Raw genomic sequence first — 25,716 nt, forward strand, 5'->3', positions numbered from 1 at the left:
GCGTCGCCCGTTTAGCGTCGTACTGGCACCTGTGCTTCGATGATGCCGAAGCAGCGGGCAATGATGGCTGTGAGAATGAGATAGAAGACGGTGACGACCAGAAGCGGCTCGTAGACCAGAAGCGTGTCCTGACGGACCTTGTAAGCGACGGCATAGAGATCCATGACCGTGACGGTGAAGGCCAGCGGCGTGGCTTTCAACTGCATGACGACCTCACCTGCGATGGTGGGAAGCGCATTGCGAATGGCGCGCGGCAACCAGATGCGGCGGGCAAGCTTGAACGGGCTCATGCCGAAGGCTCGCGCGGCCTCCAACTCACCCTTCGGGACGCCGAGCAGCGCACCGCGCAGCACTTCCGCCTCATAGGCCGCGTAGTTCAACGTGAAGCTGACCGCGGCGAAGAAGAAGCCTTCCCTGAGGATTGGCCAGAGAAAACTCTGCCGCAGACCGGGGATCATCGGCAGAAACGAACCGACGCCGTAATAGAGAAGCCAAAGCTGGATCAGCAGCGGCGTGCCGCGAAAGAAGGTGCAATAGCCCCGCGCCAAAAGCCGCGTCACTCTGCCACCACTGACCTGAGCAAAGGCAAGGCCGATTGCCAGAATGAAGCCGAGACTGACGGAGATGACGAGCAAGGCGACGGTCTGCCATGCTCCAGTGAGGAGAAGCGGCCAGTATTTTTCAATCCAGGAAAACGTCATCGCCCCTCCTCACGCCAGCGACGGCTGGCCACGGCGCACGCGCCGTTCGAGCAACCGGAAGAGAAAGTTGGAGACAAGGGTGATCGCCAGATAAATCAGCGCGGCGGCCATGAAGAACAGGAAATAATGCTTGGTGCTGGCGCCAGCGAGACGCGTGGCAAGCGCCAGTTCCTGATAGCCGACGACCGCCACCAGGGCGCTATCCTTGGTGACGGACAGCCAGAGATTCGAGAGCCCCGGCAGCGCATTCGGCAGGAGAGCGGGAAGGACGACGCGGCGAAAGCGCAAGAATGGCGACATGCCGAAGGCCTTGGCGGCCTCGATCTGGCCGTTCGGGATCGCAAGGATCGCGCCGCGCAGCACTTCCGTCATATAGGCGCCCTGCACGAAACCAAGCACGGCGACTGCGGCGACGAAGCCGTTGACTTCGAGCGGCGGCAGGCCCGCCATCTGCAACAGACGGTTAAGGCCGTCCGTTCCGGCATAATAGAGGCCAACGATCAGGATGAGTTCAGGCACCGAGCGGATCAGCGTCGTGTAAAGATTGAGGACGACGCCGAGGACCCGATTGTCGGAAAGCTTGCCGAGGGCACCGGCCATGCCAATGACGATACCAATCAGGTAGGCACCGGCAGAAATGGCAAGCGTTGCGGCGGCACCAGACAGCAGCGTGCCGCCCCATCCCGGAGGATAGGGAGACAAAAGCTCCAGGATGCTGTCAGGCGTTGCCATCTGCGATAAGAGCCCGGCTTACTTTGCGCCGTAGATATCGAAGCTGAAGTATTTCTTGGTGATCTCGTCATACTTGCCGTTGGCGCGAACGGCAGCGATCGCAGCATTCAACTTCTGCTTCAGTTCCTGATCGTCCTTGCGCACGCCACCGGAAACACCAAGGCCCATGATCTCAGGGTCGTCGGCAACATTGCCGGCATCGGCGCAGCAATCTTTGCCGGTGTCGGTCTTGAGGAAATCGTCGAGTACCAGCGAGTCGCCGAAGACATAATCGATGCGGCCGGCGGCCAGATCCTGAAAGGCTTCGTCCAGCGTCTGGTAGGTCTTCTCGTCGGCCACATCCTTGAAGTACTTGGCGTAGTAATTGGACTGGATGGTAGCGACCTGGATACCGATCGTCTTGCCCTTCACGTCTTCTGCTGTGGCACCCGGCTTACCGTCTTTCGCGCCGATCAGCTTGCTTGGCGTGTTGTAGTATTTGTTGGTGAAGTCGATGACCTTCTGGCGTTCTGCCGTATTGGACATGGACGACCAGATCACGTCGAATTTCTTGCTTTCGAGTGCCGGAATCAGGCCATCCCAGGAGAGTGCGACGATGGAGCATTTCTCCTTCATTTCCGCGCAAACGGCATCCATGAGATCGATTTCCCAGCCGTGCCACTTGCCACTGGCATCCTGTGCGAAAAAGGGCGGGTAGCTTTCATTCATCACACCGAAACGAACTTCGGCGCTGGCGGTGAAGGCCGATAATGCGAAAGCCGTACCGGCGAGCAGAGATGCAACAAATTTCATATCAAACTCCTGTGAGATTATCAGTTGGCGAGCGCGCCGGTAAATTCTCGGGTCCGCGCGCTCACGGGATTGTTGAAGACCTGCTGTGGAGACCCCTCCTCCTCCACCCGGCCCTGATGTAGAAACATGACGTGGCTCGACACGTCGCGGGCAAAGCGCATCTCGTGGGTGACGAGGAGCATGGTGCGGCCCTCTTCGGCCAGATCGCGGATCACCTTCAGCACCTCGCCGACGAGTTCCGGGTCGAGCGCCGATGTCGGCTCGTCGAACAACATCACGGCAGGCTCAACGCAAAGCGCGCGGGCAATGGCGGCACGCTGCTGCTGTCCGCCCGACAGGAACGCCGGATAGGCATCCTTCTTCTCATAGAGGCCGACTTTTTGCAGCAGGGCCTCTGCCTTTTCGACCGCTTCCGCGCGCTTGACACCCATGACATGCACGGGCGCTTCGATGACATTTTCCAGAACCGTGAGGTGAGCCCAGAGATTGAAACTCTGAAAGACCATGCCGAGGCCGGTGCGCAGGCGTTCCACCTGACGCCAGCTTTGCGGGGCAGACTTGCCATCACGCCCACGTTTGACCGCCACCTCTTCGCCATTGACAGTGACGCGGCCGGTGTCTGGTGTTTCCAGGAAGTTGATGCACCGCAGAAAGGTGCTCTTTCCAGAGCCGGAAGAACCGATGATGGAGATGACGTCGCCCTTCTTTGCCGTCAGCGAAATGCCCTTCAGAACCTCGTGATTGCCGAAGCTCTTGTGGATGTCCTCCACAGCAAGGGCGCAAGGAACGTCGGCGGTCATTCATTCTTCCTGACAGGATCGAGGGGTCACAACAGCCTAAGCGGAGGTGATGTTGCAGCGGAAATAACCGCTCTGTCACATTATCGAAAGGAAAATCATTCTACGCGGGACAAAAGACATAAAAATAATCCGGCACGGAGGACCGTGCCGGATGAAACCGCTCGCCGATCTCACGCTGGACGCGTCAGATCGGATTGATGACACCGGTAAAGAGCAGGCCCAGCAACGCGACGCCAATGACGATTCGATACCAGACGAAGGGCATGTAGCTCTTCGTCGAAACCAGCTTGAGGAAGACGACGATGACGGCATATCCGACGACAAAGGATATCAGCGTCGCCAATGCCGTCTGGCCCCAACCGACCGGGTTCTGCTGTCCGATGCTCTTGAAGAGCTGGTAGAAACCCGAGCCGAAAACGGCTGGAACGGCCAGGAGGAAGGAGTAACGGGCAGCTGCTTCGCGGGTGTATCCAAGCAGCAAGCCTGCGGTGATCGTTCCGCCGGATCGCGACACGCCGGGGATCAGCGCCATCGCCTGGGCGAAACCGAAGATGATGGCATCACGCCAGATCAGCTTCTTGATCGGATACTTCTTTTTGCCGATGCGATCGGCAAAACCCAGAATGATACCGAAGACGATCAGCATGACGGCGGTGATGTAGAGATTGCGCAGCGAATGCTCGATGGCGTCCTTGAAAAGGAGCCCGAGCAGCACGATTGGTACCGAACCGACGATGATCATCCAGCCGAGGCGGACATCCGCCGGATCATATTGTCCGCCGAGCCGCAAATGATGGCGAAGCCAGGCAAGGGCGATCCGCATGATGTCGGACCAGAAATAGACCAGGACGGCCAATTCCGTGCCGATCTGAATAATTGCAGTGAAGGCGGCGCCAGGATCTTCCCCTGTCCCTAGAAACTCGCCCGCGATTCTCAAATGTGCGCTGGAGGAAATTGGCAAAAATTCCGTAAGCCCTTGAATAAAGCCGAGGATCGCGGCTTCTATCCAACCAATACCCATGCTGGTCCGTCCCTGAACTGACAATCACTGCGCGCGAAATTATGAACCAATCCGGGCAGTTCGATGTTGCGGTGCAAAAAAATGTGAATGATGAAGAGCCGGCGAATGCCGCGGCAAAATCCTTCCTCCTAAATTGTGCGAAAATCAAGGGTGCATCCGCAAATGGAATGGGCCAAATAGTAAGCAGAAAATTCAGGCCTGCAGTTAATCTGCGATCCCTAAAGTAAGACCCTAATAATATTGGCATCTTTGTCATAAGCGTCTTCAAAGTAGTGCGGTTTAATCAAGCATTTTATCCATTAGACATTTAAAGGCAGGATGCCTATATCTTCCAGATATTGCCGTTGTCGCAGACACATGGCCTTCTTTTTCGGGATGGACTGGGCCGTTGATAAACACGCTGTCGGTAACGTCGGATCTTCTCACGGCAGAGCGGGATATTCTGTCACGCGTCGCACTTGGCGGCCCGCTGAAAGATGTGTTGCGTGATATCGTGCTTCTCGTGGAAAAGCCTGCGGGCGGCGAGTTGCTGGCGTCCGTCCTGCTCACGACGGAGGATGGCAAGCATCTGACCCAGGGGGCGGCACCGAGCCTGCCCTGCGATTACAACGACGCGATCGAGGGCATCGCCGTCGGTCTCGGTATCGGATCCTGCGGCACCTCGGCCCATACGGGCAGCCCCGTCATCGTCAGCGATATTGCAACGGACCCACTTTGGGCAGATTTTCGCAAACTCGCCCTCTCCCACAATCTCCATTCTTGTTGGTCGATGCCGATCCGGGCAGCGGATGGCCGTGTTCTTGGGACCTTCGCCAATTATTACCGGGAGCCGCGCAAGCCCTCCGAACGCGATCTCGAGGTCATCGGCATGGTCTCACGGACAGCGGCCATCGCGATCGAGCGTTCGCAGAACGAGAAGGCGCGCGATCGGGCCGAAGAGCAGCGTATGCTTCTTTTGCGAGAATTAAACCACCGGGTGAAAAACGTCTTCGCGCTGGCCGATTCGATGCTGGCCATGACCGCGCGAACGGCAACGAGCGCGGAACAGCTCTCCTCCACCGTCCGAGGCCGTCTGCGCGCCCTGGGGCGTGCGCATGATCTCGTTCAGCCGACGTTTTCGGCCGAACATGTGGCCTATGCGCCTGACGTTCCCTTGCGCCAGATCATCGGCGACATTCTGGCGCCCTATACGGATGCGGCGACCGACCGGGTCGCCTTCGTCGGCACCGATGACGTGCGCATCCGGGCCGATCACATTACCAGCGTCGCCCTCGTCTTGCATGAGCTTGCCACCAACGCAGCCAAGTACGGATCGCTCAGCAGCGAAGAAGGCCGGCTCGTGGTCGCCTGCACGACGGGTGAAACGATGCAGATCATGTGGAGCGAGCGCGGCGGACCCGTTGTCCGCGCTCCGACCAGCAAAGGCTTCGGCTCGACCCTCATCCAGCGCACGATCACCGGCATGCGCGGAGAGATTTGCTATACTTGGTCGCCGGATGGGCTGGACATCACCATCTGCCTGCCCATCAACACGATCTCCGCCTCGCCTGATCGCACCTCCTTATCGTAGCAGGTGATCAAGCCCGGCTTTGACCATCCGTCCGAAAGGTGGGCGTAGAAGGCTTGGCACGCTGAAACGTCCTCGCGAAAACACGCCCTTGGCATGGCTCATGCGGCGAAAGCCTTCTATACCGTGATAGGCGCCCATGCCGCTAGGCCCCACCCCGCCGAAGGGCAGGTCATCCTGCGCAACATGCAACACCGTGTTGTTGATGCCGACATTGCCCGACGTCGTGCGGGACAGGATCGCTTTGCAGTCGTCGCCACCCGCCTCTCCGAAGACATAGAGCGCCAGTGGCCTTGGCCTCTCGTTGATATAGCCAATCACCTGCGAAACATCGCGGTAGCTCAGCACCGGCAGGATCGGCCCAAAAATCTCCTCCTGCATCACGGCCATGTCGTCGGTTGGGTTGATGACGAGCGTCGGTGGAAAAACGCGGGTTCTCGTTGCCGCGTCCGTCTCTATTCCGACTCGCCGCAACGTCGCGCCTTTGCTGACCGCATCGTCAAGAAGCCCATTGAGGCGAGAGAAATGCCTGTCGCTGATGATCGAAGCGTAATCGCGGCTTGCTACCCCATCTGGATAGAATTGCGCGACTGCCTTGTCGAAGGCATCGACAAAGGCATCGACCTCCGTTTCGTGGACAAAGACGTAGTCCGGGGCAACGCAGGTTTGGCCGGCATTGGCGAGCTTGCCGAACACGATGGAGGTCACGTTCCTGGGAATGACGTGACCGGGCAAGATAATCGTCGGGCTCTTGCCGCCAAGTTCCAACGTGACAGGAACGAGGTTTTCACTCGCAGCCTTCATGACCTTGCGCCCCACGTCAGTGCTGCCGGTGAAAAACAGATGATCGAAGGGTGAGCCGCTGAACTCGGTGCCAATGCTGGCATCGCCGAGAACCACCGCAACCTTTTCCTCCGGGAAGGCCTCGGCCAGCATTGTCTTCATCAATGCGCTGGTTTCCGGGGTGAGTTCGGAGGGCTTCAGCATGGCCCGGTTGCCTGCTGCGAGTGCTGTGGCAAGTGGCACCATGGCCAGCAGAAACGGATAGTTCCAAGGCGACAGAATGCCGATCACGCCGAGCGGCTGATACTCCACCCAGGCCCTTCCGCGTTGTGAGAGCGCTTCAACTTTTCGTCGCTCCGGCTTCATGAAATGTTTCAGATTTCGGTCGAGGTAATCAATGGCGTTGACGACGCCGACCAAGTCGAGAAGCGCCGTCTCATTCGGCGAACGTCCACCGAAATCCGCATCGACCGCCTGTTCGATCCTGCCTCTACGAGATGTGACAGCTTTGCGCAAGGCCTTGAGATCGGCTCTTCGCTGGTCCAGCGACGGCGGTCCATCCTGGAGAAAGGCATGACGCTGCCTTCCCAAAAGATCATCGATGGTGCTCATTCGGCGGCGGCGAGCGTTGTGACACGATCCGCAGGCACAGCGAGCGTCTTCACCCCGTCCTTGCAAACCACATGGGCTTCGCCCCAGGATTTAAGCGCCGATATGACCGGCGCCATGCTCTGGCCCAGTGCCGTCAGGCTGTAATCAACCCTTGGCGGCACGACGGGAAAGACGGTGCGGGAAATCAGGCCGGCATCTTCCAGCTCGCGAAGCTGCTTCGTCAGCATCCGCTGCGTGACGCTTGGAATGTGGCGACGCAGTGCATTGAAGCGCAGCGTTCCCTCGTTCAGCAGATGATAGAGGATCACGCCTTTCCATTTGCCATCGAGATAACAGAGTGTCGATTCCACCGGGCAGCCGGGAAAATTATCCTTCAGTTTGGCGCGAGGACGGGACATGAAAAGCTCCGTTTTTCAGGATCTGCAGGCGGCCACAGTATCCTTTTTGTCGGTATAGACACAAAATGTGCATTCTTGCAGCCTTAGCTCATAGCTATCAAATAGACGCCGAAGCAACAAGCGAAGGAGAATGAACATGCGCGCTGTCGGTTACAAGAGCTGCAAGCCCGTGACGGAAGCAGACGCTTTGGTGGATTTTGAACTTCCTGCACCAGAGGCAAAAGGCCTCGATCTTCTGGTGGACGTGAAGGCAGTCTCGGTCAATCCGGTCGATACCAAGGTCCGTCGCAATCAGGCACCTGAGGCAGGTCAAACTCGGGTTCTTGGCTTTGACGCCGCAGGTATCGTCAAGGCGGTAGGTGAGAAGGTCAGCCTGTTCAAGCCCGGTGACGAAGTCTTCTACGCCGGCGCCATCAACCGCCCCGGCACCAATAGCGAGTTTCATCTCGTGGATGAGCGCATCGTTGGAAGGAAGCCGAAAAGCTTGAGCTTCGAGGAAGCTGCCGCCCTGCCATTAACCGCCATCACTGCCTATGAAGCGCTGTTCGATCGCCTCAAGGTAAAGGACCCGGTTGCGGGCGGCGCCAATGCCATCGTCATCATCGGTGGGGCTGGCGGCGTCGGTTCGATCGCGATCCAACTTGCGCGGCACCTGACGGATCTTACCGTCATTGCGACAGCATCGCGGCCGGAAACAAAGGAATGGGTCGAGCAGTTCGGTGCGCATCATGTGCTCGACCACAGCAAGCCGCTTGCGCCGCAGGTGGAAGCGCTAGGTCTTGGTGCGCCAAGCTTCGTCTTTTCCACCACCCATAGCGATCTCCACCGCGCCGACAGCATAGAGTTGATTGCGCCGCAGGGGCGCTACTGCCTGATCGACGATCCAGAGGGTGGTTTCGATATTCTGCCTTTCAAGCGCAAGGCCATTTCCGTTCACTGGGAGATGATGTTTGCCCGTCCGGTCTTCGAGACCGCCGATATTCTGGAACAGCACAAGCTGCTGAACCATGTGTCAGAGCTGATTGACCAGGGCAAAATCAGAACGACGCTGACGGAGACGTTCGGCACGATCAATGCCGCAAACCTTATCAAGGCACATGCGCTGATCGAAAGCGGCAAAGCCAAGGGCAAGATCGTTTTGTCAGGCTTTTAAGCCAAGAGCTTAGACTGCCCTGTGACAGACCAGTCGGACCATTGTCCGGCTGGTCTTCTTGGTCAATCATCTTCCGGATCGGCGGGACAAGGCCAGGTGGCCGGCTTGGTCAAGCCTTGTGGCAGCTTGGTCTTGTCGTCGCCGCAGGCAATATCGATCTGTTTTTGACCGAGCCCGGTGGCGGCGGATAAGTCCAGCCCTTCAATGCGGGCAAGCAGCAGGAACGAGTCGGAGAAATCGATCGGCCCGGTGAACTTGGCGCCGGTGAAGCTGGCGCGAGAGAGGTTGGCCTTGGTGAATTTGGTGCCCGTCAACACCGCGCCATTGAAATCCGCCCGCCCGAGTTCCGCCTTGGAGAAATCGGCATTGACGAGCTTGGCGTTCTCAAAGTTGGCGCGCTGCATTTCAGCGCTATTGAACTTGGCGTTTTCGGCATTGGCATCGCTGAAATCGCTGCGATAGGCCTCGATCTTGATCAGATTGGCGCCCTCAAGCTGGGAGGACGCAAGCGAAGTGCGGATCAGCTTGGCCTTCTCCAAATTGGCCTTATTGAAGGAGGAGCCGCGCAGATCGGTATAGGTAAAGTCCGTCCCGTGCAGATCAGCACCATCCAAGACGCTGCCGCCCAGCATCAGGAGACGCTTGTTGCATTCGCTCCAGTCGATGCCAGCCGATGCATCGGCGCGGCAGCTTGCCGCCATCGCGGGTTGGCCGCTCGTCGATATCGTGCCGATCACTGCTGCAACCGCGGCCAGCAGATGATGGCTGCGCAAAGCCGAGACCATTCCGGCAAGTTTCCTCATTGGCTCACTCCCAACCCCTTCAGGGGTACATTGATCCTCTTGATCTAAGAGGGACCCTCTTAACATATAGGGGCTCCGTTACTTTTAAATGATCCAGCCTGCGACTGTAAACGCCTCCCTGATGACCATCATTGGCAGCCTAACCCCACAGGTTGCAGGTTGTTCACTCGCAATATCTCCCTGGACAGTCAGATGACCTCATATGCTCTTCAACATCGCCACGCGACGCTCTGGATCAAGACCAGAATCGATCTGAGCCTTCAGCCTTCTGCGGAGAAAGGCCGGGGTCTCCGCAGCCTCCAGGATGCGAAAGCCGAGCCGTGTGTAAAAGGGTGCGTTGAAAGGCACGTATCGATCCGTGGTGAGAGCGACCTTAGCAAAGCCTCTTTCACGTCCGCGATCCAGCATAGCCAAGATCAGCGAAGTGCCGACGCCCCTACCCTGTGCCGCACGCTCCACATCGACCTCGACAATATAGAGGGTATCTCCCTCACTCAGCCCAAGCGTGAAGCCGACGACACGTCCCACTTCCTCAGCCACCAGAAGCAGCTCCTCGTGCAGGCTCTGTTCAAGGAGGAATACCGGCGCGGAGACAGGCTCCTGCGTCACCCCGCAGGCTTCTGCCCAGACAACAAACGCATCCAGCTCGATTTCCGCAAGACGCGGAAAGTCTTCCCTCTGTCCGGCGCGGATCGTGACCAAGTGGGCATTCCCTCTGTCTGCTTTGCCGTCTCATTCTCCATGAGACAGCGGGCCTCGCCAATATTACATATTGGCGTAGACGGGCCCTTCACCGAGCATCCTTGCTGACGGCGGTCCGTGCGGGCCGCGCCAATATTACATATTGGCGTAAACCGGCCCTTCGCCGCCTTGTGGCGGTACCCAGTTGATGTTCTGGTTCGGGTCCTTGATATCGCAGGTCTTGCAGTGGACGCAGTTCTGCGCGTTGATGACGAAGGTCGGTTCGCCTTCCTTCTCCACCCACTCATAGACCCCGGCGGGACAGTAACGCTGCGATGGGCCGGCATAGACATCATGCTCGGAGCGCTTCTGCAGCTCCATGTCCTTCACCTGAAGATGGACCGGCTGGTCCTCTTCGTGATTGGTGGAGGAAAGGTAGACGGACGACAGACGGTCAAAGGTCAGCACGCCATCCGGCTTTGGATAGGCAATCGGCTTGTGGTTTGCTGCTGGCTCCAGGCTTTCCGCATCCGTCTTGCCATGCTTCAGCGTACCGAAGATGGAGAAGCCGAAGAGCTGATTGGTCCACATGTCGAGACCGCCAAGGCCGACGCCAATCGCCGTGCCGAACTTCGACCAAAGCGGCTTGACGTTGCGGACCCGCTTCAGGTCCTTGCCGATATCGGTGCCACGCCATTCGTTCTCGATCTCGATCACTTCATCGTTTGCGCGACCAGATTCGAGAGCTGCTGCAATCTTGTCTGCCGCCAGCATGCCGGAGAGAACCGCGTTGTGGCTGCCCTTGATGCGCGGAACGTTGACGAGACCGGCCGAACAGCCGATCAGCGCGCCACCCGGGAAGGTGAGCTTCGGCACAGACTGGTAGCCGCCTTCGGTGATGGCTCGCGCACCGTAAGAGACGCGCTTTCCGCCTTCGAAAGTTGGGGCGATCGCCGGGTGCGTCTTGAAGCGCTGGAACTCTTCGAACGGATAGAGGTACGGATTCTTGTAGTTCAGGTGGACCACGAAGCCGACGGCAACGAGATTGTCTTCCAGATGATAGAGGAACGAGCCACCGCCCGTTTTCATGCCGAGCGGCCAGCCGAAGGAATGCTGCACGAGGCCTTGGCGGTGGTTCTCAGGCTTGACCTGCCACAGTTCCTTGATGCCGATGCCGAACTTCTGAACGTCGCTGTTCTTCGACAGATCGAATTTCTTGATGAGCTGCTTGGCAAGCGAGCCGCGCACGCCTTCGCCGATCAGCACATATTTGCCATGCAGTTCCATGCCGCGGGTGAAGGCAGGGCCGGGCTCGCCATTCTTCTCGATGCCCATGTCACCGGTGGCAACACCGATGACGGCGCCTTCGTCATTATAGAGGACTTCGGTTGCGGCAAAACCCGGGTAAATTTCAACGCCAAGCGCCTCCGCCTTCTCCGCCAGCCAGCGACAGACGAGACCGAGCGAGACGATATAGTTGCCGTGATTGTTCATCAGCGGCGGCATCAGGAAGTTCGGCAGGCGAATCGAGCCGGCAGGTCCCAGGAACAGAAACTGGTCATCCTTGACTTCGGTCTTGAAGGGATGCCCCTCTTCTTCGCGCCAGCCGGGCAACAGACGGTCAATACCGATGGGATCGACAACTGCGCCGGAGAGGATATGCGCACCCACTTCCGAGCCCTTTTCCAGCACCACAACGGACAGATCCGGATTGACCTGTTTTAGCCGAATAGCTGCAGAGAGGCCAGCAGGTCCCGCGCCGACGATAACGACGTCGAACTCCATCGATTCACGTTCCGGCAATTCCATTTCTTCCGTCATAAGATCCTCGTCAGTACGCCGGTCCCGTCCGGCTTTTCGTTATCCTGCCCTACACCATCACGCAGCCAAAGACGTGTGAAAAAACGTCGTCGCAACAAGCAGTTCGCGTCATCTGTCTTGGCAAAGGACAAGCGCTTTGTCGAGACCAATAGCAAGCAAGCGCGGTCGCAGCCATCGAATTGTCTGACAACCTGATGACAACCGCTTACTTTTACGTGCACGTAACAAGAAGAATAGGATTGGTTGATGAGATGGTCAAGAGAAGAAGGTGGGCTGAGGAGTTGCTTTAGGCATCGCGTCTACAGGTAGCGAATCTCGCTGATTGCGAAGCTGCTTTGGAGGCATCCAACAGTCGAAGACAATTTGCTGACCGGAACGCTTGGCAGTTCCAGGAGAGACTATTAAACCTGTTCCCGTGAATGGCATGACAAAACGGCAGTGGAGATAATGGACGTACCGACGCTTACGACGCAGCGCTTTACTATGCGGGGCTTGATTGAAAGCGATGCAAAAGCTTTGTTCCCAACTTTTTCAAGTGCCGACCAGTGCCGATTTATGTCTCAGCCTCACTTTGAAGATATCGCGACATTTTCCGATTGGCTGAACGATAAAGAGTGGCCCGGACAAACCTGGATCGCCATTGACCGCGTGACCGAGGAGGTTGCAGGTCGCTACGTCGCTTTTCCTGGTCGCGACGACGCCGTTCTCGAGCTTGGATATATCACAGCCACTGAGCGGCAGAGACAAGGAGTGGCGCGCGAATGTATGACCGCGCTCATCGCCCATATCTTTACCATGGGCCGATATCGCAAACTTTACATGGAGATCGACGCCGAAAACCGCTCCTCCATTGCTCTGGCGGAAAGTTTGGGCTTCCTGCGCGAGGCGTACCTTCGCCAGCACGAAACAACCCATAACGGCGTCTGCGATCTGCTTGTCTATGGTCTACTCATCCGCGAGTGGCGCCAGCGGCAGGGAGAAGCAAGCTAGAGCGTTCCCCGCTCAAATTTCCAGAAGCGTCGATGGGCTTAGCCCGGTTAAAGCCTGTCGAACACGGAACCTGCCCCTGGTGAAAAGAGGCGCTCATAGGTCCTGATGAGATACCCATCCGTCATTCCGGCAACGAAATCGCAGATGATGCGCAAATCCCCGCCGGATTTTTCATAGAGCGGGAAGACATCCTCCGGCAGCAGCCGTTCGGGATCGGACTGGAGCGCTTCGAAGACGGCAACGACCATCCCCTGCCCTTTGAACTCCATGTGCTGGACGCGCGGGCTTTTGATAACATGTTTGCGCACGACATCCTGAAACGCCTTCAGCAATCGCACTCTGTCGTCCCCAAGTCTCACCCGGTGACGCAAGAGCGGCGTTTCAAACCGGTCGTCGTCCACGTAGCGAGCATCCGTGATGAAATAACCGACCAGCATGCTGATGAACATTTTGCGATCACCGCTAGGGCCGAAGAGCCCATCCACGATTTCGCGATGGACATCGTTGCCGCGCTTATCCTTGTGGTTCTTGTTGAGCATGGCGATAAAGCTCTCGCAATCCCCCGCCGTCACCTCCTTCTCGAAGGCATCTCGGGTGATGAGTTGCATGGCGATTGCGTCCTCGAGATCGTGGACCCCGTAGGAGATATCATCTGCAACATCCATGATCGTGCAATCGAGCGATTTGTAGAGCGACTTCGCGTGCTTGCCGTCTTCACCCGTCACCGTCTGGAAAAGATCGCGGTCGGACTGCGGCAGAGGATGAAGGATCCAGTCCACCACATCCGTCTCGCAATCCATGTAACATTTTGGCGGCTTGGAAGCCTGCGTATCGATAACGCGCAGCGTCGAAGGTCCGTCGTGCAATTTTGGCACGCGCGCGGGATGGGCGGCTTTCGAATAGGCTACGGGGTATTTCAGGATACCAAGCAGGGTGCGCCGCGTGAGATTGGCGCCATGGGCTTTTGAAAATGCCTCAAGGCGACTGAGAATGCGTAAGGTCTGGCCGTTTCCTTCGAAGCCCGCCTTGGCGATGTCGGTAATAACGCCATTGCCGTTTCGCCCTGCTTCATTCGGATTTGCCGCCACGCGCATGCAGTAATTCAGCGCGACTTCGCCACCGTGACCGAAGGGCGGATGGCCGAGATCGTGGGCGCTGCCGATCGCCTGGATGAGGCTATGCTCTGGCAGTTCAGCCGTCACCGGATGATTGGGAAAGGACTTGCGCAAGTGCTTGACCAGACCCGCGGCGATCTGCGCCACTTCGAGAGAATGCGTGAGGCGGGTGCGGTAGAAATCGCTGTCGCCGAGATTGAGGATTTGCGTCTTGCTCTGCAGGCGCCGAAAAGAGGTGGAGTGAATGATCCGCCCATAATCGATGTCGCTTTCGCTGCGGGCGTCGTCACTTTTGCGGTTTTCGACTTTTTGACGCTCGTTCCACACGTTCAAGCCCGTCCTTTCCAAACACAAATTCACGGGGCTGTCTTACCGAGGCGCAACAGGGCGCGCAAGCAAACGGGTCAATGCCCAGCCGATGAACACTTTTCAGGGCCGGACGCAGACGCTACAAGCGTGGGCAATCGTCATGAGCATGAAAGGACACCGTCATGGATTTGGGTATTTCCGGCAAGCGCGCATTGGTTCTGGCCTCATCTCGCGGCCTGGGTCTCGGCATAGCGACCGCGCTTGCGAAAGAGGGTGTCAACGTGCTGATGGTGGGCCGTAGCGGCGAAAAGCTGGACGCCAATGCCAAGACGATCAACGCGCTCGGCAAGGGCAAGGCAGAATGGGTCTGGGGCGACCTTGGCGAAGAGACCTTCGTGCCGTCCATGATCGAGGCGGTGAAGACGAAGCTCGGCGGTATCGATATTCTCGTCAACAACACGGGCGGCCCCACACCAGGGCTGGCGCAGGACATCACCACTGACAAGCTTGATACGTTCTTTCAATCCATGGTGCTCCGCGTCATCACCCTGACCAACGCGCTTGTCCCGCAGATGAAGGAGCAAGGCTGGGGCCGTATTCTGACCGTTGCTTCCTCCGGCGTGTTCGAGCCCATTCCAAATCTCGCGCTCTCCAACACGCTGCGCGGCGCACTTGTTGGCTTTAACAAGACGCTGTCCAGTGAAGTCGCAGGCTTCGGTATCACCGCCAATATGCTGCTGCCCGGTCGCATCCACACCGATCGTATCGATGAACTGGATGGCGCAAACGCCAAGCGCCTTGGCAAGAGCATGGAAGAGGTTCGTGAAGCCTCCGTCAAGAGCATCCCCGCCGGCAGGCTTGGAACGGTGGAAGAATTCGCCGCCGCAGGTGCATTCCTCTGCTCGCAGCCAGCGAGCTACATCACCGGCACCATGCTTCACGTGGATGGTGGAGCGGCAAAGTCGATCTGATCATGCCGATCGCCTATAGGTAACGCTTTGAATTGGAAGCCTTTCCGGATAACATTCGGAAAGGCTTTGCTTTTGGGAGACGATCATGCAGGCACTTCGCACGATTTTAAGCATACTGGGTGTTCTGATCGTGCTGATGGGCCTGGTCTGGATCGGACAGGGCAGCGGCTATTTCCCCTACCCCGCCTCCAGTTTCATGATCAATCAAAGCCCGTGGATGCTACGCGGCGCGCTGACTGCCGTGGCAGGCATTATCCTCATCGTAGTTGCGCGCAGGGCGCTTCGCTGATCGTCATTTGATGCGTTTGGGTAGATCGGCAATCAAAGCGTCGCGGGTTGCAAAGCTGATCGGCTCTTTACTCTTCCAATCATCGATATTCAGGCTGGCAAACACGACCTTGCGTTCGCCCTTCTGCGCCCAACCCACAAACCAGCCGAGCCACCAGTTGCCATCATAGGTGTTGGCCTTGGTGCGCATGCGCCCGGATCCCGTCTTGCCGTAAACCTGCCATCCATCCGCGGCTGAAAACTGCGGAATGATCACCTCCGTTTTCGCGATCGCCTCCTTCGATACGGGCAGATTTCCGGTGACGAAGCGACGGACGAAATCTGCCTGCTGATCGGCGGAGATTTTCAAAGAGGACATCAACCAGGACTCGGTCAGGCCATCCGTCTGCCCTGGAACTCCGCGGACATCCGTATTGCCATAACCGAAGCGCTGCACATAGTCAGCAAACTTGGCCTTGCCCAATCGCCGGGTGATTTCCTGCGAATACCAGACGATCGAATCCCGCTCCCATATGGTCGGATCGACAGATTTCTGTTCGCGCTTGGGTCGTTTCCATTCAAGCTTGTAGTTCCAGCGCGGGTTCGTAGCGTCCTTCAGGATCCCGGCGTCATATCCCATGATGGCGAGAGGAAGCTTGAAGCTGGATTGTGGGGCGAAAGCTTTATCGCACGTCCCGTCGCGGTAGAGAGCTGTGCCACTTTCGGCGTCCAGAACGACCGTACAATGCAGCTTTTCGGCTGCTTTGGTTTCCATCGAAGCAAGGCTCGCAACGGCCAGCGTCACGACGAAAGCCGCTGTTCTTCGCTTCTTCATTACCATTGGACGATGCATGACTATCTCCTCTATGCGTCAACGCGAAAGTTTCGATGAGAGAGACTTACGGTGGTTTGCGCGGGCGGCACAAATGATGATATCTGGCTTGAGCCATGAATTAAACTTGGCCTTCATCCCTCTGGAGCTGATCTTTCATGGTTCGCCCTCACCTTCCGCTGAATGCACTGCGCGCCTTTGAGGCCGCTGCCCGGCACCTGAGCTTCACCCGTGCGGCCATCGAGCTTTGCGTGACGCAGACTGCGATCAGCCACCAGGTCAAACTGCTGGAAGAGCGTGTTGGCGCGACGCTGTTCAAGCGTCTGCCACGCGGCCTGATGATCACCGATGAGGGCCTGGCGCTTCTGCCAACGCTTCGCGATTCCTTCGACCGCATGGCCGATATTCTCCAGCGTTTCGAGGACGGGCACCTGCAGGAGGTGTTGAGCGTCGGCGCTGTCGGAACCTTTGCCGTGGGCTGGCTCCTGCCCCTGCTCGCTGAGTTCCAAGACCTCTATCCCTTCATCGATATTCGCCTCTCCACCAACAATAACCGCGTCGATATCGCTGCCGAAGGGCTCGACTTTGCAATCCGCTTCGGCAACGGCGCCTGGCACGACACCGAGGCTGAGGAATTGTTTTCCGCACCGCTCTCGGCGCTCTGCATTTCAACGATGGCCGCGCAACTCAAGAGCCCCCATGACGTGGCGCAACAGACGTTGCTGCGCTCCTATCGCGCCGATGAATGGCCGGACTGGTTTTCCGAGGCTGGCGTTGCCTCGCCAAGGATCAAGGGCATCGTCTTCGACTCATCGGTTCCCATGGTGGAGGCGGCCCTGCAGGGATCTGGCGTCGCGCTTGCGCCACCCTTGATGTTCCAGCGCCACCTCTCCGCAGGCGATCTCGTCCAGCCCTTCCCGGTCTACGTGTCGAAGGGCTGCTATTGGCTGACACGGCTCAAGTCGCGACCTGTCACCAGTGCTATGACAACATTTGCTGCATGGCTGAAAGAGAAGGCTGCCGCGATGCCACAGCACGCCTGAAAAATCTGCACCCGCGCGCTTGCCATTCACAATTCGCTGTGCCATCACGCGCCCTCTTCAAAACAGGCGGGCGCGGTTGCGCCTTTTATTGCCCGGATGCCTGCATTCCGGGAATGCTCTCTCGTTGACTGACAAGGATCCTCTCCATGGCACGGACACTCGGGCTCGATTTTGGCACGACCAACACAGTTATGGCGCTTTCGGACACCGGCAGCAGCAGCCACTCCATGCGCTTCACCTCCAGTGCCGGAACGACGGACAGCATGCGCACCGCGCTGTCTTTCATGAAGGACAAAGGACTTGGTGCAGCAGCGCTGCATGTCGAGGCAGGCCAGGCAGCGATCCAGCAATTCATCGAGAACGCCGGGGAATGCCGCTTCCTGCAATCGATCAAGACGTTCGCTGCCTCGCCTTTGTTTCAAGGCACGCTGGTCTACGCCAAGCGTCAGAGCTTCGAAGATCTGATGGAGGTGTTTTTGCGCAAGCTGAAGACCTATGCAGGCGACGAATGGAAAAACGATGTGTCGACCGTGATTGCCGGTCGCCCCGTGCGTTTTGCCGGCTCCAACCCGGATGAGGCTCTGGCGCTTACCCGCTACAATGAAGCCCTGACGCGTGCCGGCTTTCCCGAAATCCATTATGTCTATGAGCCGGTGGCAGCCGCCTATTACTTCGCCCAGAGCTTGAAGAAGGATGCCAATGTTCTGGTGGCGGATTTCGGCGGCGGCACCACCGACTACTCGCTGATCCGCTTCGAGACGCATGCCGGCAAGCTCTCCGCCACTCCGATCGGCCATTCGGGCGTCGGCGTTGCGGGCGATCACTTCGATTTCCGCATGATCGACAATCTGGTGTCGCCGGAAATCGGCAAAGGCAGCAAGTTCAAAAGCTTCGACAAGGTTCTGGATGTGCCATCCGGTTACTACGTTAATTTCGGTCGCTGGAACCAGTTGTCCATCTTCAAGACGTCCAGAGAGTTTTCCGATCTGAAGTCCTTGCTGCGCTCGGCGCTTGAGCCGGAAAAGCTCGAGCTCTTCGTCGAACTGGTCGAACATGATGAGGGCTACCCGCTCTACCAGGCAATCTCTGCCACCAAGATGGCGCTATCCTCACAGGAAGAGGCGGAGTTCAACTTCTCGCCGCTTGGCGCCGCAGGCAAGAAGATGGTGAAGCGGTCGGACTTCGACCAATGGATTGCCGACGATCTCGCCAAGATCGAAGAGGCTCTGGACGAGGTCCTGACCAAGACGAACACCGCGCCGCAGACCATCGACAAGGTCTTCCTCACCGGCGGGACCTCCTTCGTTCCTGCTGTGCGACAGCTCTTTACCCGCCGGTTCGACGCCGACAAGATCGAAAGCGGCGGCGAACTTCTTTCGATCGCCCATGGTCTGGCGATGATCGGCGAAAGCGGCGACGTTGCGCGCTGGACGGCGTGAGAAACGTTTTGCAATAGCAGGCTTCGACAGATCGAAGGGCGTTTGGCGAGTGGCCTATCCAAAGCTACGGTCGAGCATGTCGGCTTTAAGCCCGGCAGAAACATGCCTGGCGGAACTGCTTCCATTTCATAAGGAAACGCTCTAGTTTGCGGGTCATGATCTCGGCACAAGACCTCTCCCCGGCAGAACTGGCGGCGCTTCTGCATTTCCATGCGGATGCTGGCGTCGACTGGCTGCTGGAAGACGAGCCGATGGATCGATTTGCCGAATTTGCGGCAGGGCGTCAGGCGCGTGCTCCACAGAGAAGCAGCGAGCCGCAACAGCCGGAGATACGAAGCGCACCGCAGCAGGCCGCCCCCTCTCCCCAGCAAGCTGCCCGTGCGCCTGCATCTGCGCCCCCCGCGCCGGTCAACGTTGCACTGCCGGACGATCAGGCGATCGCTTCGGCACGCTTCGCGGCCGAGAGCGCGCGATCGCTTCTCGAACTGAAAACCGCGCTCGAAAGCTTCAACGGCTGCAATCTCAAAAACAGTGCCCGCAACACGGTGTTTGCCGAAGGTGATCCTTCATCCGGCATCATGATCGTCGGCCCTATGCCTGATGCGGATGACGATCGGGAAGGCCTTCCCTTTACCGGCAAGACTGGATTGCTTCTCGACCGCATGCTGGCGGCGATCGGTCTTGATCGCGGCAAGCTGATGCTCACCAATGTCGTTCCCTGGCGCCCGCCGGGCAACCGTTCGCCGTCGGGTCCGGAGATGGAAATCTGCCGCCCGTTCATCGAGCGACAAATCGCTTTGGCCGAGCCGAAAGTACTGTTGCTTCTCGGCAACTTCACAGCGCGTTTTTTCTTTGGCGGCTCCGGCACGATCCATACGATGCGCGGACAGTGGCGTGATGTCGCAGTTGGCCCCAGCACAGCGCCTGCCATTGCAACCCTGCATCCACAGGAGCTTTTGAATGCTCCGGCGAGTAAGTCATTGGCCTGGAACGATTTATTGGCATTTCAGGCGCGCTTGCGCGATTTATGAATGCTTCCTTTTTGATCATTGTAAATAGATTATGAAAAAAGCCATGCAAATGGCGCATAACAGCGACGCATTCGGTCGGATTGCCGAATCTATGCCGCACTGCAATAAGAAACCCGTCTTGGGAGGAAAAGGTTTAAGGAACCAAGGCAATGACCACGCGCTACCGTCCGGTTCATTCCGGCTTTGAAACGCTTCGACTGGCGGGCCTCGGCCCACGCTCCAGTCAGGGCTACCACCGTTTCGGTGTTACAAACGAACAGCTGACCGCTCGTGCTTCGACGCAGCAGGTCCGCACAACCCGTCCTTCGGCGGTTTTTGCAGACTTTCGCGAACGCTGAGACGATCTTTGTGCGGTCACGTCCGCACATGCTGCATGCGTTGCCATGCTGATGAGGCGCCTTTCATGTGGAAGGCGCTTTTGCATTTTCAGACGGTGAGTTTACGCAGCAGCCCTGCCCAATGGAGCAATAGACCCGATTATTCGTGGGCGCTAACCCGTTTCTCGGGCGGAGAATGCTTCTCGAGCCGTCGCGCTTCACCGTGCCACGTTCACTTGGTCCCGTAGCAGTGATTTCGCTTCGAAGAACGCGTCTTCCACGTGCGTGAACTTCCTCGCTTGCCAGCCACAATACTCGCTAAGATAGTCGCGCGACAGCCACATGGGGCTGCGTGGTGTATCATCCACCCAGCCGACGCTGCCTTGGTCGGCGGCTTTGTTCAGAAGCCTTTGCAAATGCGTGCGCGACATCATGAATGTTGAGGCCATCGCCCGAACATCGACATAGCCGATATCGATCTGCTCGTTCTCGGTGTCTCGAACACGACTGACGATCTCGTCCATCACCAAGCCGCCCGCTTCCACCCACTGGAATTGTCCGACGCGCTTTGGCGGCTCGACCCAATGCGGGTCAGCAAGGCAAGCGCGCGCTGCGGCGGGTTGCGCATGCACGACGATCTCGGGATATGCCATCAGAGTTGCAGCGCGGTTTCCATTGTCCATGCCGTCGATGGCGGAGAGGTTTGCAAGGTACCAGTTGAATATTCCCTGCTCGCTGATCTGCGTGGCGCGGTACCGCTTAGGTCTCGTCGCCGCAGAGCGGTTTGCCTTCTCGAGATAGCGATAGATCTCAAGCTGATCCAAATAGTTCTGCACCGTGTTGCGGCTGGCAACACCAGTAGAGGTGACGACATCGCGCAGTTGCGCGACGGTGAAACCCTGAGCCCGCTGTTCGGCGCTGAGGCCCATCGCCATTTGTGTTAGCAGCCATTTCTGATGGGCGGAGAGCAAGCGCGCAAGACGGGGATTTTCATCGAAACGTCCGCGCAACGTGCGCGCCAGGTGTTGAATCGCACCTAGAAGACCTGGATGAGCAATGAAGTCGTTATAGGAGAAGCTCATCGGCGCGTCTCCGGACTCGATGAGCCTGCGACACTTCTTTCAAACGGGAAAAGAGGGCGCATGACATTTTTCCCGCCCCTTTGATTGATTTTCCTTGGCTTGAAATCCCAACGCAAGATGCATCACCCAAAACCCACAACCTAGAAGGTACATACCACATTTTTGCGTGTGACTATGATTTTTTCTTAAAATTCACAGGTGTTTATTCATAGTCGGACAGGGTCAACCGGATGGTGTCGAGGCCTTGCGTGCAGCCTTACGCTGAAGCCCCAGCTGATGCTCGCGGAAGATGATGAAGATGCCTGCGCAAACGACAATGCTGGTTCCGATCAGCATGGTGAGGGTCGGCACATCGCCGAAGAGAATGTAGGAAACGCCGATACCGAGAAGGATCGAGCTATATTCGAAGGGCGCGATGGTCGACACTTCCGCGTGACGATAGCTTTCTGTCAGCAGGATTTGGGCTATCCCGCCGGCAATGCCTGCAGAAATCAAGAGAACGGCCTGCTGCATATCCAACCATTCCCAGCCGAACGGCATGCTGAAGGCGGAAATGAGCGTGCCGGTCAGTGAGAAGTAAAGCACGATCGTCGGGGTACGTTCGGTCACAACCAGTTGGCGCACCTGCACCATCGCCAGTCCACCGAGGACGGCACCAAAAAGAACGGCGAGAGCCCCAATGCTTTCGCTCGCCTCAAGGCCGCCATTCTGCAACAGCGTCATCTTTGGCCACAGGATGATGACGACGCCCATCATGCCGACGACAACCGCCGACCAGCGGTAGATGCGCACCGTTTCGCCCAGCATCACGGCGGCGAAGACGACAGACATCAGCGGCGAGGCATAACCGATTGCAATGAATTCCGGAAGCGGCAGCAAGGTGAGGCCGTAAAATCCGCACATCATCGACAGAATGCCAAGAAAACCGCGCTTGAAATGGCCAAACAGATTGCTTGTGTGAAAGGCTCGCGTGAGCCTGCGGAGCCATGCCAGATAAAGGATGATGGGAAGGATGGCGAAAGCCGAGCGGAAGAAGGTGATCTGTCCCGCAGGAACATCCGGCCCGGCTGCCTTGATGCAGGTCTGCATGACAAGAAAGAAAGCGACGGAGGTGAGTTTGAGGACAATACCCCGGACGGGATTGTACGTATCTGCACTCATGGGAATTTGCGATCGGGATTTGCAGACGAGATGCCCGCAGATTGGAGTTTGACCCGAGCGCACAGCACAGCAGATCGACTTTCATGTTCATTAGATCATGCTGGCCAACGGAGGTAAACCGATTCGGCGGCCCCTGCCGGCCGGTCCCATCGTCTACAGCATCGTCCCGAACATCGGAATCGATTTTCGCAAAGCACCATCCGTGGATCAAAGACGATAGAGCGTTCCTTGTGCGTTCAATAGGACGAACGGCGCTCCAGGGTGGCTGTGGCTGCGCGGAGCGAGGCTCATTTTCAGCATATTCTCTTTCTGCGTGTCCACAGCTTCAGTAATCGTTCAACATTTCATGAAATCATGCATCGATCAGAAATGCTCAGACGCGGGTTAAAACTTCTGTCTGGTAGTATTTTAGGGACGCATGTGCCCCGCCTCTCCATGATGGTGACGCGTGTCGACAAGTTTACTTTCACCCATCATGCCCGCATGATGGTCAGGCAGCGGCAGAAGCAAGGTTCATTCGGGAATAGTTATGCGAACAGATACGGGTCAGATTGTTCAGTTGGCGGATTATCGCCCAACGGATTTCGTGCTTGAACGGGTTGACCTCACATTTGAACTGGACCCACAAAACACGAAGGTGGAAGCGCGACTGATCTTCCATCGCCGCGAGGGCGCCGACAAGGCAGCACCGCTCATTCTCGACGGCGACGAACTGACGCTTTCGAGCCTGCTTCTCGACCAGATTGAGATGCCGACGGCACAATATGACGTGACGCCAGAGCGACTGACGATCCGCGATCTTCCTGAAGAGATCCCCTTCGAAATCTGCGTCACCAATTACATCAATCCGGAAAGCAATACCCAGCTGATGGGTCTCTATCGCACCAATGGCGTCTATTGCACGCAGTGCGAGGCAGAAGGCTTCCGCCGCATCACCTATTTCCCGGACCGGCCGGATGTGCTGGCGCCTTACACGATCACCATCATCGCGGCCAAGGAAGGCAATCCCCTCCTCCTGTCGAACGGTAATTTCCTAGGCGGCGGCAATTACGACGAAGGCCGCCATTTCGCTGCCTGGTTCGATCCTCATCCGAAGCCGAGCTACCTTTTCGCACTGGTCGCTGGCGATCTTGGCGTTGTCGAAGACAGCTTCACGACCATGTCGGGCCGCGAAGTCGCGCTGAAGATCTATGTCGAGCATGGCAAGGAGCCGCGCGCGACCTACGCCATGGATGCGCTGAAACGCTCCATGAAATGGGATGAAGAGCGCTTCGGCCGCGAATACGACCTCGACATCTTCATGATCGTCGCCGTATCCGACTTCAACATGGGCGCGATGGAGAATAAGGGCCTCAACGTCTTCAACGACAAATATGTTCTGGCCGATCCGGAAACCGCGACCGATGCCGACTACGCCAATATCGAGCGCATCATCGCACATGAATATTTTCACAACTGGACCGGCAACCGCATCACCTGCCGTGACTGGTTCCAGCTTTGCCTGAAGGAAGGTCTGACCGTCTATCGCGATCAGGAATTTTCCTCCGACATGCGCTCGCGCGCGGTCAAGCGTATCGCAGACGTTCGCCACTTGAAGTCGGAACAGTTCCCCGAAGATGGCGGCCCGCTGGCGCATCCACCCCGTCCGGATAAATATCGCGAAATCAACAACTTCTACACGACCACCGTCTATGAGAAGGGCGCCGAAATCACCGGTATGATCGCAACGATCCTGGGAGAAGACGGCTTCCGCAAAGGAACCGACCTCTACTTCGAGCGTCACGACGGTGACGCTGCGACGGTTGAGGATTTCGTCAAGTGCTTCGAGGATGCGACCGGACGCGATCTGACGCAGTTCTTCCGCTGGTATATCCAGGCCGGAACGCCGCTTGTCAGCGCCTCCACCGCTTATGATTCGGCGTCCGCGACCTTCACCTTGTCGCTGGAGCAGACGGTTGCACCGACGCCCGGCCAGAGCCGCAAGGAGCCGCTGCACATTCCGCTCTCGACGGCGCTCATTCTGGGTAACGGTCAGATCGCCACGCCGATCAAGGTTGAAGGCGGTGAGTTCAAGGACGGTGTCCTGCATCTGACAGAACGCAGTCAGCGCTTCACCTTCACAGGCATTTCGTCGCGACCGGTTTTGTCGATCAACCGCAGTTTCTCTGCCCCGATCAACCTGCACATGGAGCAATCGTCGGACGACCTCATCCAGATCGCCCGTCACGAGACAGACCTCTTCTCGCGCTGGCAGGCACTGACGGCCCTTGCCTTGCCGAACCTGATTGCGGCAACGCAGGCCGTGCGGTCGGGCAACGAGGTGAGCGTCGATCCAGCCTTCATCTCGACCCTGATCGAGATCGCTGGCAATGATGAGTTCGAACCGGCCTTCCGCGCTCAGGCGCTGACACTGCCGAGCGAGGCGGATGTGGCGCGCGAGATGGGCAAGGACAATGATCCCGACGCCATCCACAAAGCGCGCAATGCCGTCATGCGTGCGGTCGCCAAAGCCGGTATCGAAACCTTCAAGAGCCTCTTCTCAGGCTTCGAAGAGAAAGACGACTATTCGCCGGATGCGGCAAGTGCCGGACGCCGTTCGCTGCGCAATATTGCCATGAGCTATCTGTCCTATGCGGAAGAGACACCCGAGCGGGCTGCCCAGGCCTTTGCCAACGCCTCCAACATGACCGACATGGCGTATTCGCTTAGTGTCCTGACACAGCGTTTCCCTGACTCGGCCGAGGCATCCGACGCGCTGGCGACATTCGAGACGCGCTTTGCCGACAATGCACTGGTGATGGACAAGTGGTTTACGCTTCAGGCTGCCATCCCAGGTGATGGCGCATTGGCACGCATAACGTCTTTGATGGCGTCCAAGCACTTTATCGCCACCAACCCGAACCGTGTGCGTTCGCTGATCGGCACCTTTGCCTTCGGCAATCCCACCGGCTTCAATCGTGCAGATGGCAAGGCCTACGACTTCCTGGCCGAGCAGATCATCGCCATCGACAAGCGCAATCCGCAACTGGCAGCCCGCATTTTGACATCCATGCGCTCCTGGCGGTCGCTAGAGGCAGTGCGCGCCGATCACGCGCGCGAGGCCCTCACCACGATCGAGCGCAGCGCTGGGCTCTCCACCGATGTTCGCGACATTGTCGAGCGTATGCTCAAGGGCTGAGAGGCTCCCCTCCTCTATGTGAAAAGGCCGGACGTCCGGCCTTTTCTTGTTTTAGATCAAGAACAGCATCGCCCTCTCCTCGTAGATTTGCCTGATCGATCGGCATAGAGGAGACGT

General features: G+C 57.8%; 24 protein-coding genes. 10 read left to right on the forward strand and 14 right to left on the reverse strand.

Annotation, left to right across the window (positions count from 1 at the left end):
• Positions 1-11: 11 nt before the first annotated feature.
• The 5 genes from ACTJK5_RS07690 to ACTJK5_RS07710 all read right to left on the reverse strand — a co-directional run bounded on the left by ACTJK5_RS07690 (position 12) and on the right by ACTJK5_RS07710 (position 4,046).
• Positions 12-701, reverse strand: a complete 690-nt coding sequence (locus tag ACTJK5_RS07690) for an ABC transporter permease (protein WP_062425709.1) — start codon at positions 699-701, stop codon at positions 12-14.
• Positions 702-710: 9 nt separating this feature from the next.
• A complete protein-coding gene (locus tag ACTJK5_RS07695; RefSeq protein WP_440612116.1) occupies positions 711-1,433 on the reverse strand; it encodes an ABC transporter permease in 723 nt (240 codons plus the stop codon).
• A gap of 18 nt (positions 1,434-1,451) precedes the next feature.
• A complete protein-coding gene (locus tag ACTJK5_RS07700; protein ID WP_313591554.1) occupies positions 1,452-2,225 on the reverse strand; it encodes a transporter substrate-binding domain-containing protein in 774 nt (257 codons plus the stop codon).
• A gap of 20 nt (positions 2,226-2,245) precedes the next feature.
• Positions 2,246-3,025: an ABC transporter ATP-binding protein gene (locus ACTJK5_RS07705; RefSeq protein ID WP_440612117.1), complete on the reverse strand. Its 780-nt coding sequence runs from the start codon at positions 3,023-3,025 to the stop codon at positions 2,246-2,248.
• Positions 3,026-3,209: 184 nt separating this feature from the next.
• Positions 3,210-4,046: an undecaprenyl-diphosphate phosphatase gene (locus ACTJK5_RS07710; protein ID WP_111847747.1), complete on the reverse strand. Its 837-nt coding sequence runs from the start codon at positions 4,044-4,046 to the stop codon at positions 3,210-3,212.
• Positions 4,047-4,434: 388 nt separating this feature from the next.
• On the opposite strand from ACTJK5_RS07710, the gene ACTJK5_RS07715 reads away from it, so the two are divergent.
• Positions 4,435-5,616 (forward strand): sensor histidine kinase, encoded by a 1,182-nt coding sequence (locus tag ACTJK5_RS07715; RefSeq protein WP_111847745.1) that lies wholly within the window; start codon positions 4,435-4,437, stop codon positions 5,614-5,616.
• Here ACTJK5_RS07715 and ACTJK5_RS07720 read toward each other — a convergent pair.
• Entirely contained in the window at positions 5,608-7,008 is a 1,401-nt protein-coding gene (locus ACTJK5_RS07720) for a coniferyl aldehyde dehydrogenase (RefSeq protein WP_112952293.1), read from the reverse strand. The genes ACTJK5_RS07715 and ACTJK5_RS07720 overlap by 9 nt on opposite strands.
• The gene (locus ACTJK5_RS07725) at positions 7,005-7,406 is read right to left on the reverse strand and encodes a winged helix-turn-helix transcriptional regulator (RefSeq protein WP_111847743.1); all 402 of its coding nucleotides are present in this window, start codon (positions 7,404-7,406) and stop codon (positions 7,005-7,007) included. Before ACTJK5_RS07725 ends, ACTJK5_RS07720 begins: the two co-directional genes overlap by 4 nt.
• 136 nt (positions 7,407-7,542) lie before the next feature.
• Here ACTJK5_RS07725 and ACTJK5_RS07730 point away from each other — a divergent pair, with 136 nt between their 5' ends.
• Entirely contained in the window at positions 7,543-8,559 is a 1,017-nt protein-coding gene (locus tag ACTJK5_RS07730) for a zinc-binding alcohol dehydrogenase family protein (protein ID WP_440612118.1), read from the forward strand.
• A gap of 62 nt (positions 8,560-8,621) precedes the next feature.
• On the opposite strand, the gene ACTJK5_RS07735 is transcribed toward ACTJK5_RS07730, so the two are convergent.
• The 3 genes from ACTJK5_RS07735 to ACTJK5_RS07745 all read right to left on the reverse strand — a co-directional run bounded on the left by ACTJK5_RS07735 (position 8,622) and on the right by ACTJK5_RS07745 (position 11,864).
• Complete coding sequence (locus tag ACTJK5_RS07735; RefSeq protein WP_440612119.1) at positions 8,622-9,362, reverse strand: pentapeptide repeat-containing protein; 741 nt, start codon at positions 9,360-9,362, stop codon at positions 8,622-8,624.
• A 198-nt stretch (positions 9,363-9,560) separates the two neighbouring features.
• The gene (locus ACTJK5_RS07740) at positions 9,561-10,064 is read right to left on the reverse strand and encodes a GNAT family N-acetyltransferase (RefSeq protein WP_112952291.1); all 504 of its coding nucleotides are present in this window, start codon (positions 10,062-10,064) and stop codon (positions 9,561-9,563) included.
• 135 nt (positions 10,065-10,199) lie between these two features.
• Positions 10,200-11,864 carry an electron transfer flavoprotein-ubiquinone oxidoreductase gene (locus ACTJK5_RS07745; RefSeq protein WP_112952290.1) on the reverse strand — a complete coding sequence of 555 codons (1,665 nt, stop codon included), beginning with the start codon at positions 11,862-11,864 and terminating at the stop codon, positions 10,200-10,202.
• 447 nt (positions 11,865-12,311) lie between these two features.
• Here ACTJK5_RS07745 and ACTJK5_RS07750 point away from each other — a divergent pair, with 447 nt between their 5' ends.
• Positions 12,312-12,854 carry a GNAT family N-acetyltransferase gene (locus ACTJK5_RS07750; protein WP_153311178.1) on the forward strand — a complete coding sequence of 181 codons (543 nt, stop codon included), beginning with the start codon at positions 12,312-12,314 and terminating at the stop codon, positions 12,852-12,854.
• Between the two features lie 47 nt (positions 12,855-12,901).
• On the opposite strand, the gene ACTJK5_RS07755 is transcribed toward ACTJK5_RS07750, so the two are convergent.
• On the reverse strand, positions 12,902-14,296 hold the full coding sequence (locus ACTJK5_RS07755) for an anti-phage deoxyguanosine triphosphatase (protein WP_440612576.1): 1,395 nt from the start codon (positions 14,294-14,296) through the stop codon (positions 12,902-12,904).
• Between the two features lie 164 nt (positions 14,297-14,460).
• On the opposite strand from ACTJK5_RS07755, the gene ACTJK5_RS07760 reads away from it, so the two are divergent.
• Entirely contained in the window at positions 14,461-15,249 is a 789-nt protein-coding gene (locus ACTJK5_RS07760; protein ID WP_062598303.1) for an SDR family oxidoreductase, read from the forward strand.
• Between the two features lie 85 nt (positions 15,250-15,334).
• A complete protein-coding gene (locus ACTJK5_RS07765; protein WP_116493998.1) occupies positions 15,335-15,538 on the forward strand; it encodes a hypothetical protein in 204 nt (67 codons plus the stop codon).
• A 3-nt stretch (positions 15,539-15,541) separates the two neighbouring features.
• Here ACTJK5_RS07765 and blaOXA read toward each other — a convergent pair whose 3' ends face one another.
• Positions 15,542-16,291 carry a class D beta-lactamase gene (gene blaOXA, locus ACTJK5_RS07770; RefSeq protein WP_376782044.1) on the reverse strand — a complete coding sequence of 250 codons (750 nt, stop codon included), beginning with the start codon at positions 16,289-16,291 and terminating at the stop codon, positions 15,542-15,544.
• Between the two features lie 215 nt (positions 16,292-16,506).
• Here blaOXA and ACTJK5_RS07775 point away from each other — a divergent pair, with 215 nt between their 5' ends.
• The 4 genes from ACTJK5_RS07775 to ACTJK5_RS07790 all read left to right on the forward strand — a co-directional run bounded on the left by ACTJK5_RS07775 (position 16,507) and on the right by ACTJK5_RS07790 (position 20,199).
• Positions 16,507-17,391 carry a LysR family transcriptional regulator gene (locus tag ACTJK5_RS07775; protein ID WP_440612120.1) on the forward strand — a complete coding sequence of 295 codons (885 nt, stop codon included), beginning with the start codon at positions 16,507-16,509 and terminating at the stop codon, positions 17,389-17,391.
• 146 nt (positions 17,392-17,537) lie between these two features.
• Entirely contained in the window at positions 17,538-18,830 is a 1,293-nt protein-coding gene (locus tag ACTJK5_RS07780) for an Hsp70 family protein (protein WP_113262054.1), read from the forward strand.
• Positions 18,831-18,985: 155 nt separating this feature from the next.
• The gene (locus tag ACTJK5_RS07785) at positions 18,986-19,861 is read left to right on the forward strand and encodes a uracil-DNA glycosylase (protein WP_440612577.1); all 876 of its coding nucleotides are present in this window, start codon (positions 18,986-18,988) and stop codon (positions 19,859-19,861) included.
• A gap of 149 nt (positions 19,862-20,010) precedes the next feature.
• Positions 20,011-20,199, forward strand: coding sequence for a hypothetical protein (locus ACTJK5_RS07790; protein ID WP_062425727.1), 189 nt, complete (start codon positions 20,011-20,013; stop codon positions 20,197-20,199).
• 197 nt (positions 20,200-20,396) lie between these two features.
• Here the strand turns inward: ACTJK5_RS07790 and ACTJK5_RS07795 are convergent, their stop codons facing one another.
• Together ACTJK5_RS07795 and ACTJK5_RS07800 are read right to left on the reverse strand one after the other, a co-directional pair.
• Positions 20,397-21,260, reverse strand: a complete 864-nt coding sequence (locus tag ACTJK5_RS07795) for a hypothetical protein (protein WP_313591564.1) — start codon at positions 21,258-21,260, stop codon at positions 20,397-20,399.
• Between the two features lie 222 nt (positions 21,261-21,482).
• On the reverse strand, positions 21,483-22,421 hold the full coding sequence (locus ACTJK5_RS07800) for a DMT family transporter (protein WP_113262057.1): 939 nt from the start codon (positions 22,419-22,421) through the stop codon (positions 21,483-21,485).
• Between the two features lie 529 nt (positions 22,422-22,950).
• On the opposite strand from ACTJK5_RS07800, the gene pepN reads away from it, so the two are divergent.
• A complete protein-coding gene (gene pepN / locus ACTJK5_RS07805) occupies positions 22,951-25,599 on the forward strand; it encodes an aminopeptidase N (protein WP_113262058.1) in 2,649 nt (882 codons plus the stop codon).
• Positions 25,600-25,716 lie beyond the last annotated feature (117 nt).

This window comes from Agrobacterium sp. 22094 (assembly GCF_052046015.1).
GTDB lineage: Bacteria > Pseudomonadota > Alphaproteobacteria > Rhizobiales > Rhizobiaceae > Agrobacterium > Agrobacterium cavarae.

Bases quoted from the DNA above. Each gene is read 5' to 3' on its own strand.
- ACTJK5_RS07720 (WP_112952293.1), bottom strand. From the start codon at position 7,008: ATGAGCACCATCGATGATCTTTTGGGAAGGCAGCGTCATGCCTTTCTC.
- ACTJK5_RS07780 (WP_113262054.1), top strand. From the start codon at position 17,538: ATGGCACGGACACTCGGGCTCGATTTTGGCACGACCAACACAGTTATG.
- ACTJK5_RS07800 (WP_113262057.1), bottom strand. From the start codon at position 22,421: ATGAGTGCAGATACGTACAATCCCGTCCGGGGTATTGTCCTCAAACTC.
- ACTJK5_RS07705 (WP_440612117.1), bottom strand. From the start codon at position 3,025: ATGACCGCCGACGTTCCTTGCGCCCTTGCTGTGGAGGACATCCACAAG.
- blaOXA (WP_376782044.1), bottom strand. From the start codon at position 16,291: ATGGAAACCAAAGCAGCCGAAAAGCTGCATTGTACGGTCGTTCTGGAC.
- ACTJK5_RS07775 (WP_440612120.1), top strand. From the start codon at position 16,507: ATGGTTCGCCCTCACCTTCCGCTGAATGCACTGCGCGCCTTTGAGGCC.
- ACTJK5_RS07745 (WP_112952290.1), bottom strand. From the start codon at position 11,864: ATGACGGAAGAAATGGAATTGCCGGAACGTGAATCGATGGAGTTCGAC.
- ACTJK5_RS07730 (WP_440612118.1), top strand. From the start codon at position 7,543: ATGCGCGCTGTCGGTTACAAGAGCTGCAAGCCCGTGACGGAAGCAGAC.
- ACTJK5_RS07725 (WP_111847743.1), bottom strand. From the start codon at position 7,406: ATGTCCCGTCCTCGCGCCAAACTGAAGGATAATTTTCCCGGCTGCCCG.
- ACTJK5_RS07735 (WP_440612119.1), bottom strand. From the start codon at position 9,362: ATGAGGAAACTTGCCGGAATGGTCTCGGCTTTGCGCAGCCATCATCTG.
- ACTJK5_RS07795 (WP_313591564.1), bottom strand. From the start codon at position 21,260: ATGAGCTTCTCCTATAACGACTTCATTGCTCATCCAGGTCTTCTAGGT.
- ACTJK5_RS07760 (WP_062598303.1), top strand. From the start codon at position 14,461: ATGGATTTGGGTATTTCCGGCAAGCGCGCATTGGTTCTGGCCTCATCT.
- ACTJK5_RS07700 (WP_313591554.1), bottom strand. From the start codon at position 2,225: ATGAAATTTGTTGCATCTCTGCTCGCCGGTACGGCTTTCGCATTATCG.
- ACTJK5_RS07765 (WP_116493998.1), top strand. From the start codon at position 15,335: ATGCAGGCACTTCGCACGATTTTAAGCATACTGGGTGTTCTGATCGTG.
- ACTJK5_RS07790 (WP_062425727.1), top strand. From the start codon at position 20,011: ATGACCACGCGCTACCGTCCGGTTCATTCCGGCTTTGAAACGCTTCGA.
- ACTJK5_RS07750 (WP_153311178.1), top strand. From the start codon at position 12,312: ATGGACGTACCGACGCTTACGACGCAGCGCTTTACTATGCGGGGCTTG.
- ACTJK5_RS07785 (WP_440612577.1), top strand. From the start codon at position 18,986: ATGATCTCGGCACAAGACCTCTCCCCGGCAGAACTGGCGGCGCTTCTG.
- ACTJK5_RS07695 (WP_440612116.1), bottom strand. From the start codon at position 1,433: ATGGCAACGCCTGACAGCATCCTGGAGCTTTTGTCTCCCTATCCTCCG.
- ACTJK5_RS07710 (WP_111847747.1), bottom strand. From the start codon at position 4,046: ATGGGTATTGGTTGGATAGAAGCCGCGATCCTCGGCTTTATTCAAGGG.
- pepN (WP_113262058.1), top strand. From the start codon at position 22,951: ATGCGAACAGATACGGGTCAGATTGTTCAGTTGGCGGATTATCGCCCA.
- ACTJK5_RS07690 (WP_062425709.1), bottom strand. From the start codon at position 701: ATGACGTTTTCCTGGATTGAAAAATACTGGCCGCTTCTCCTCACTGGA.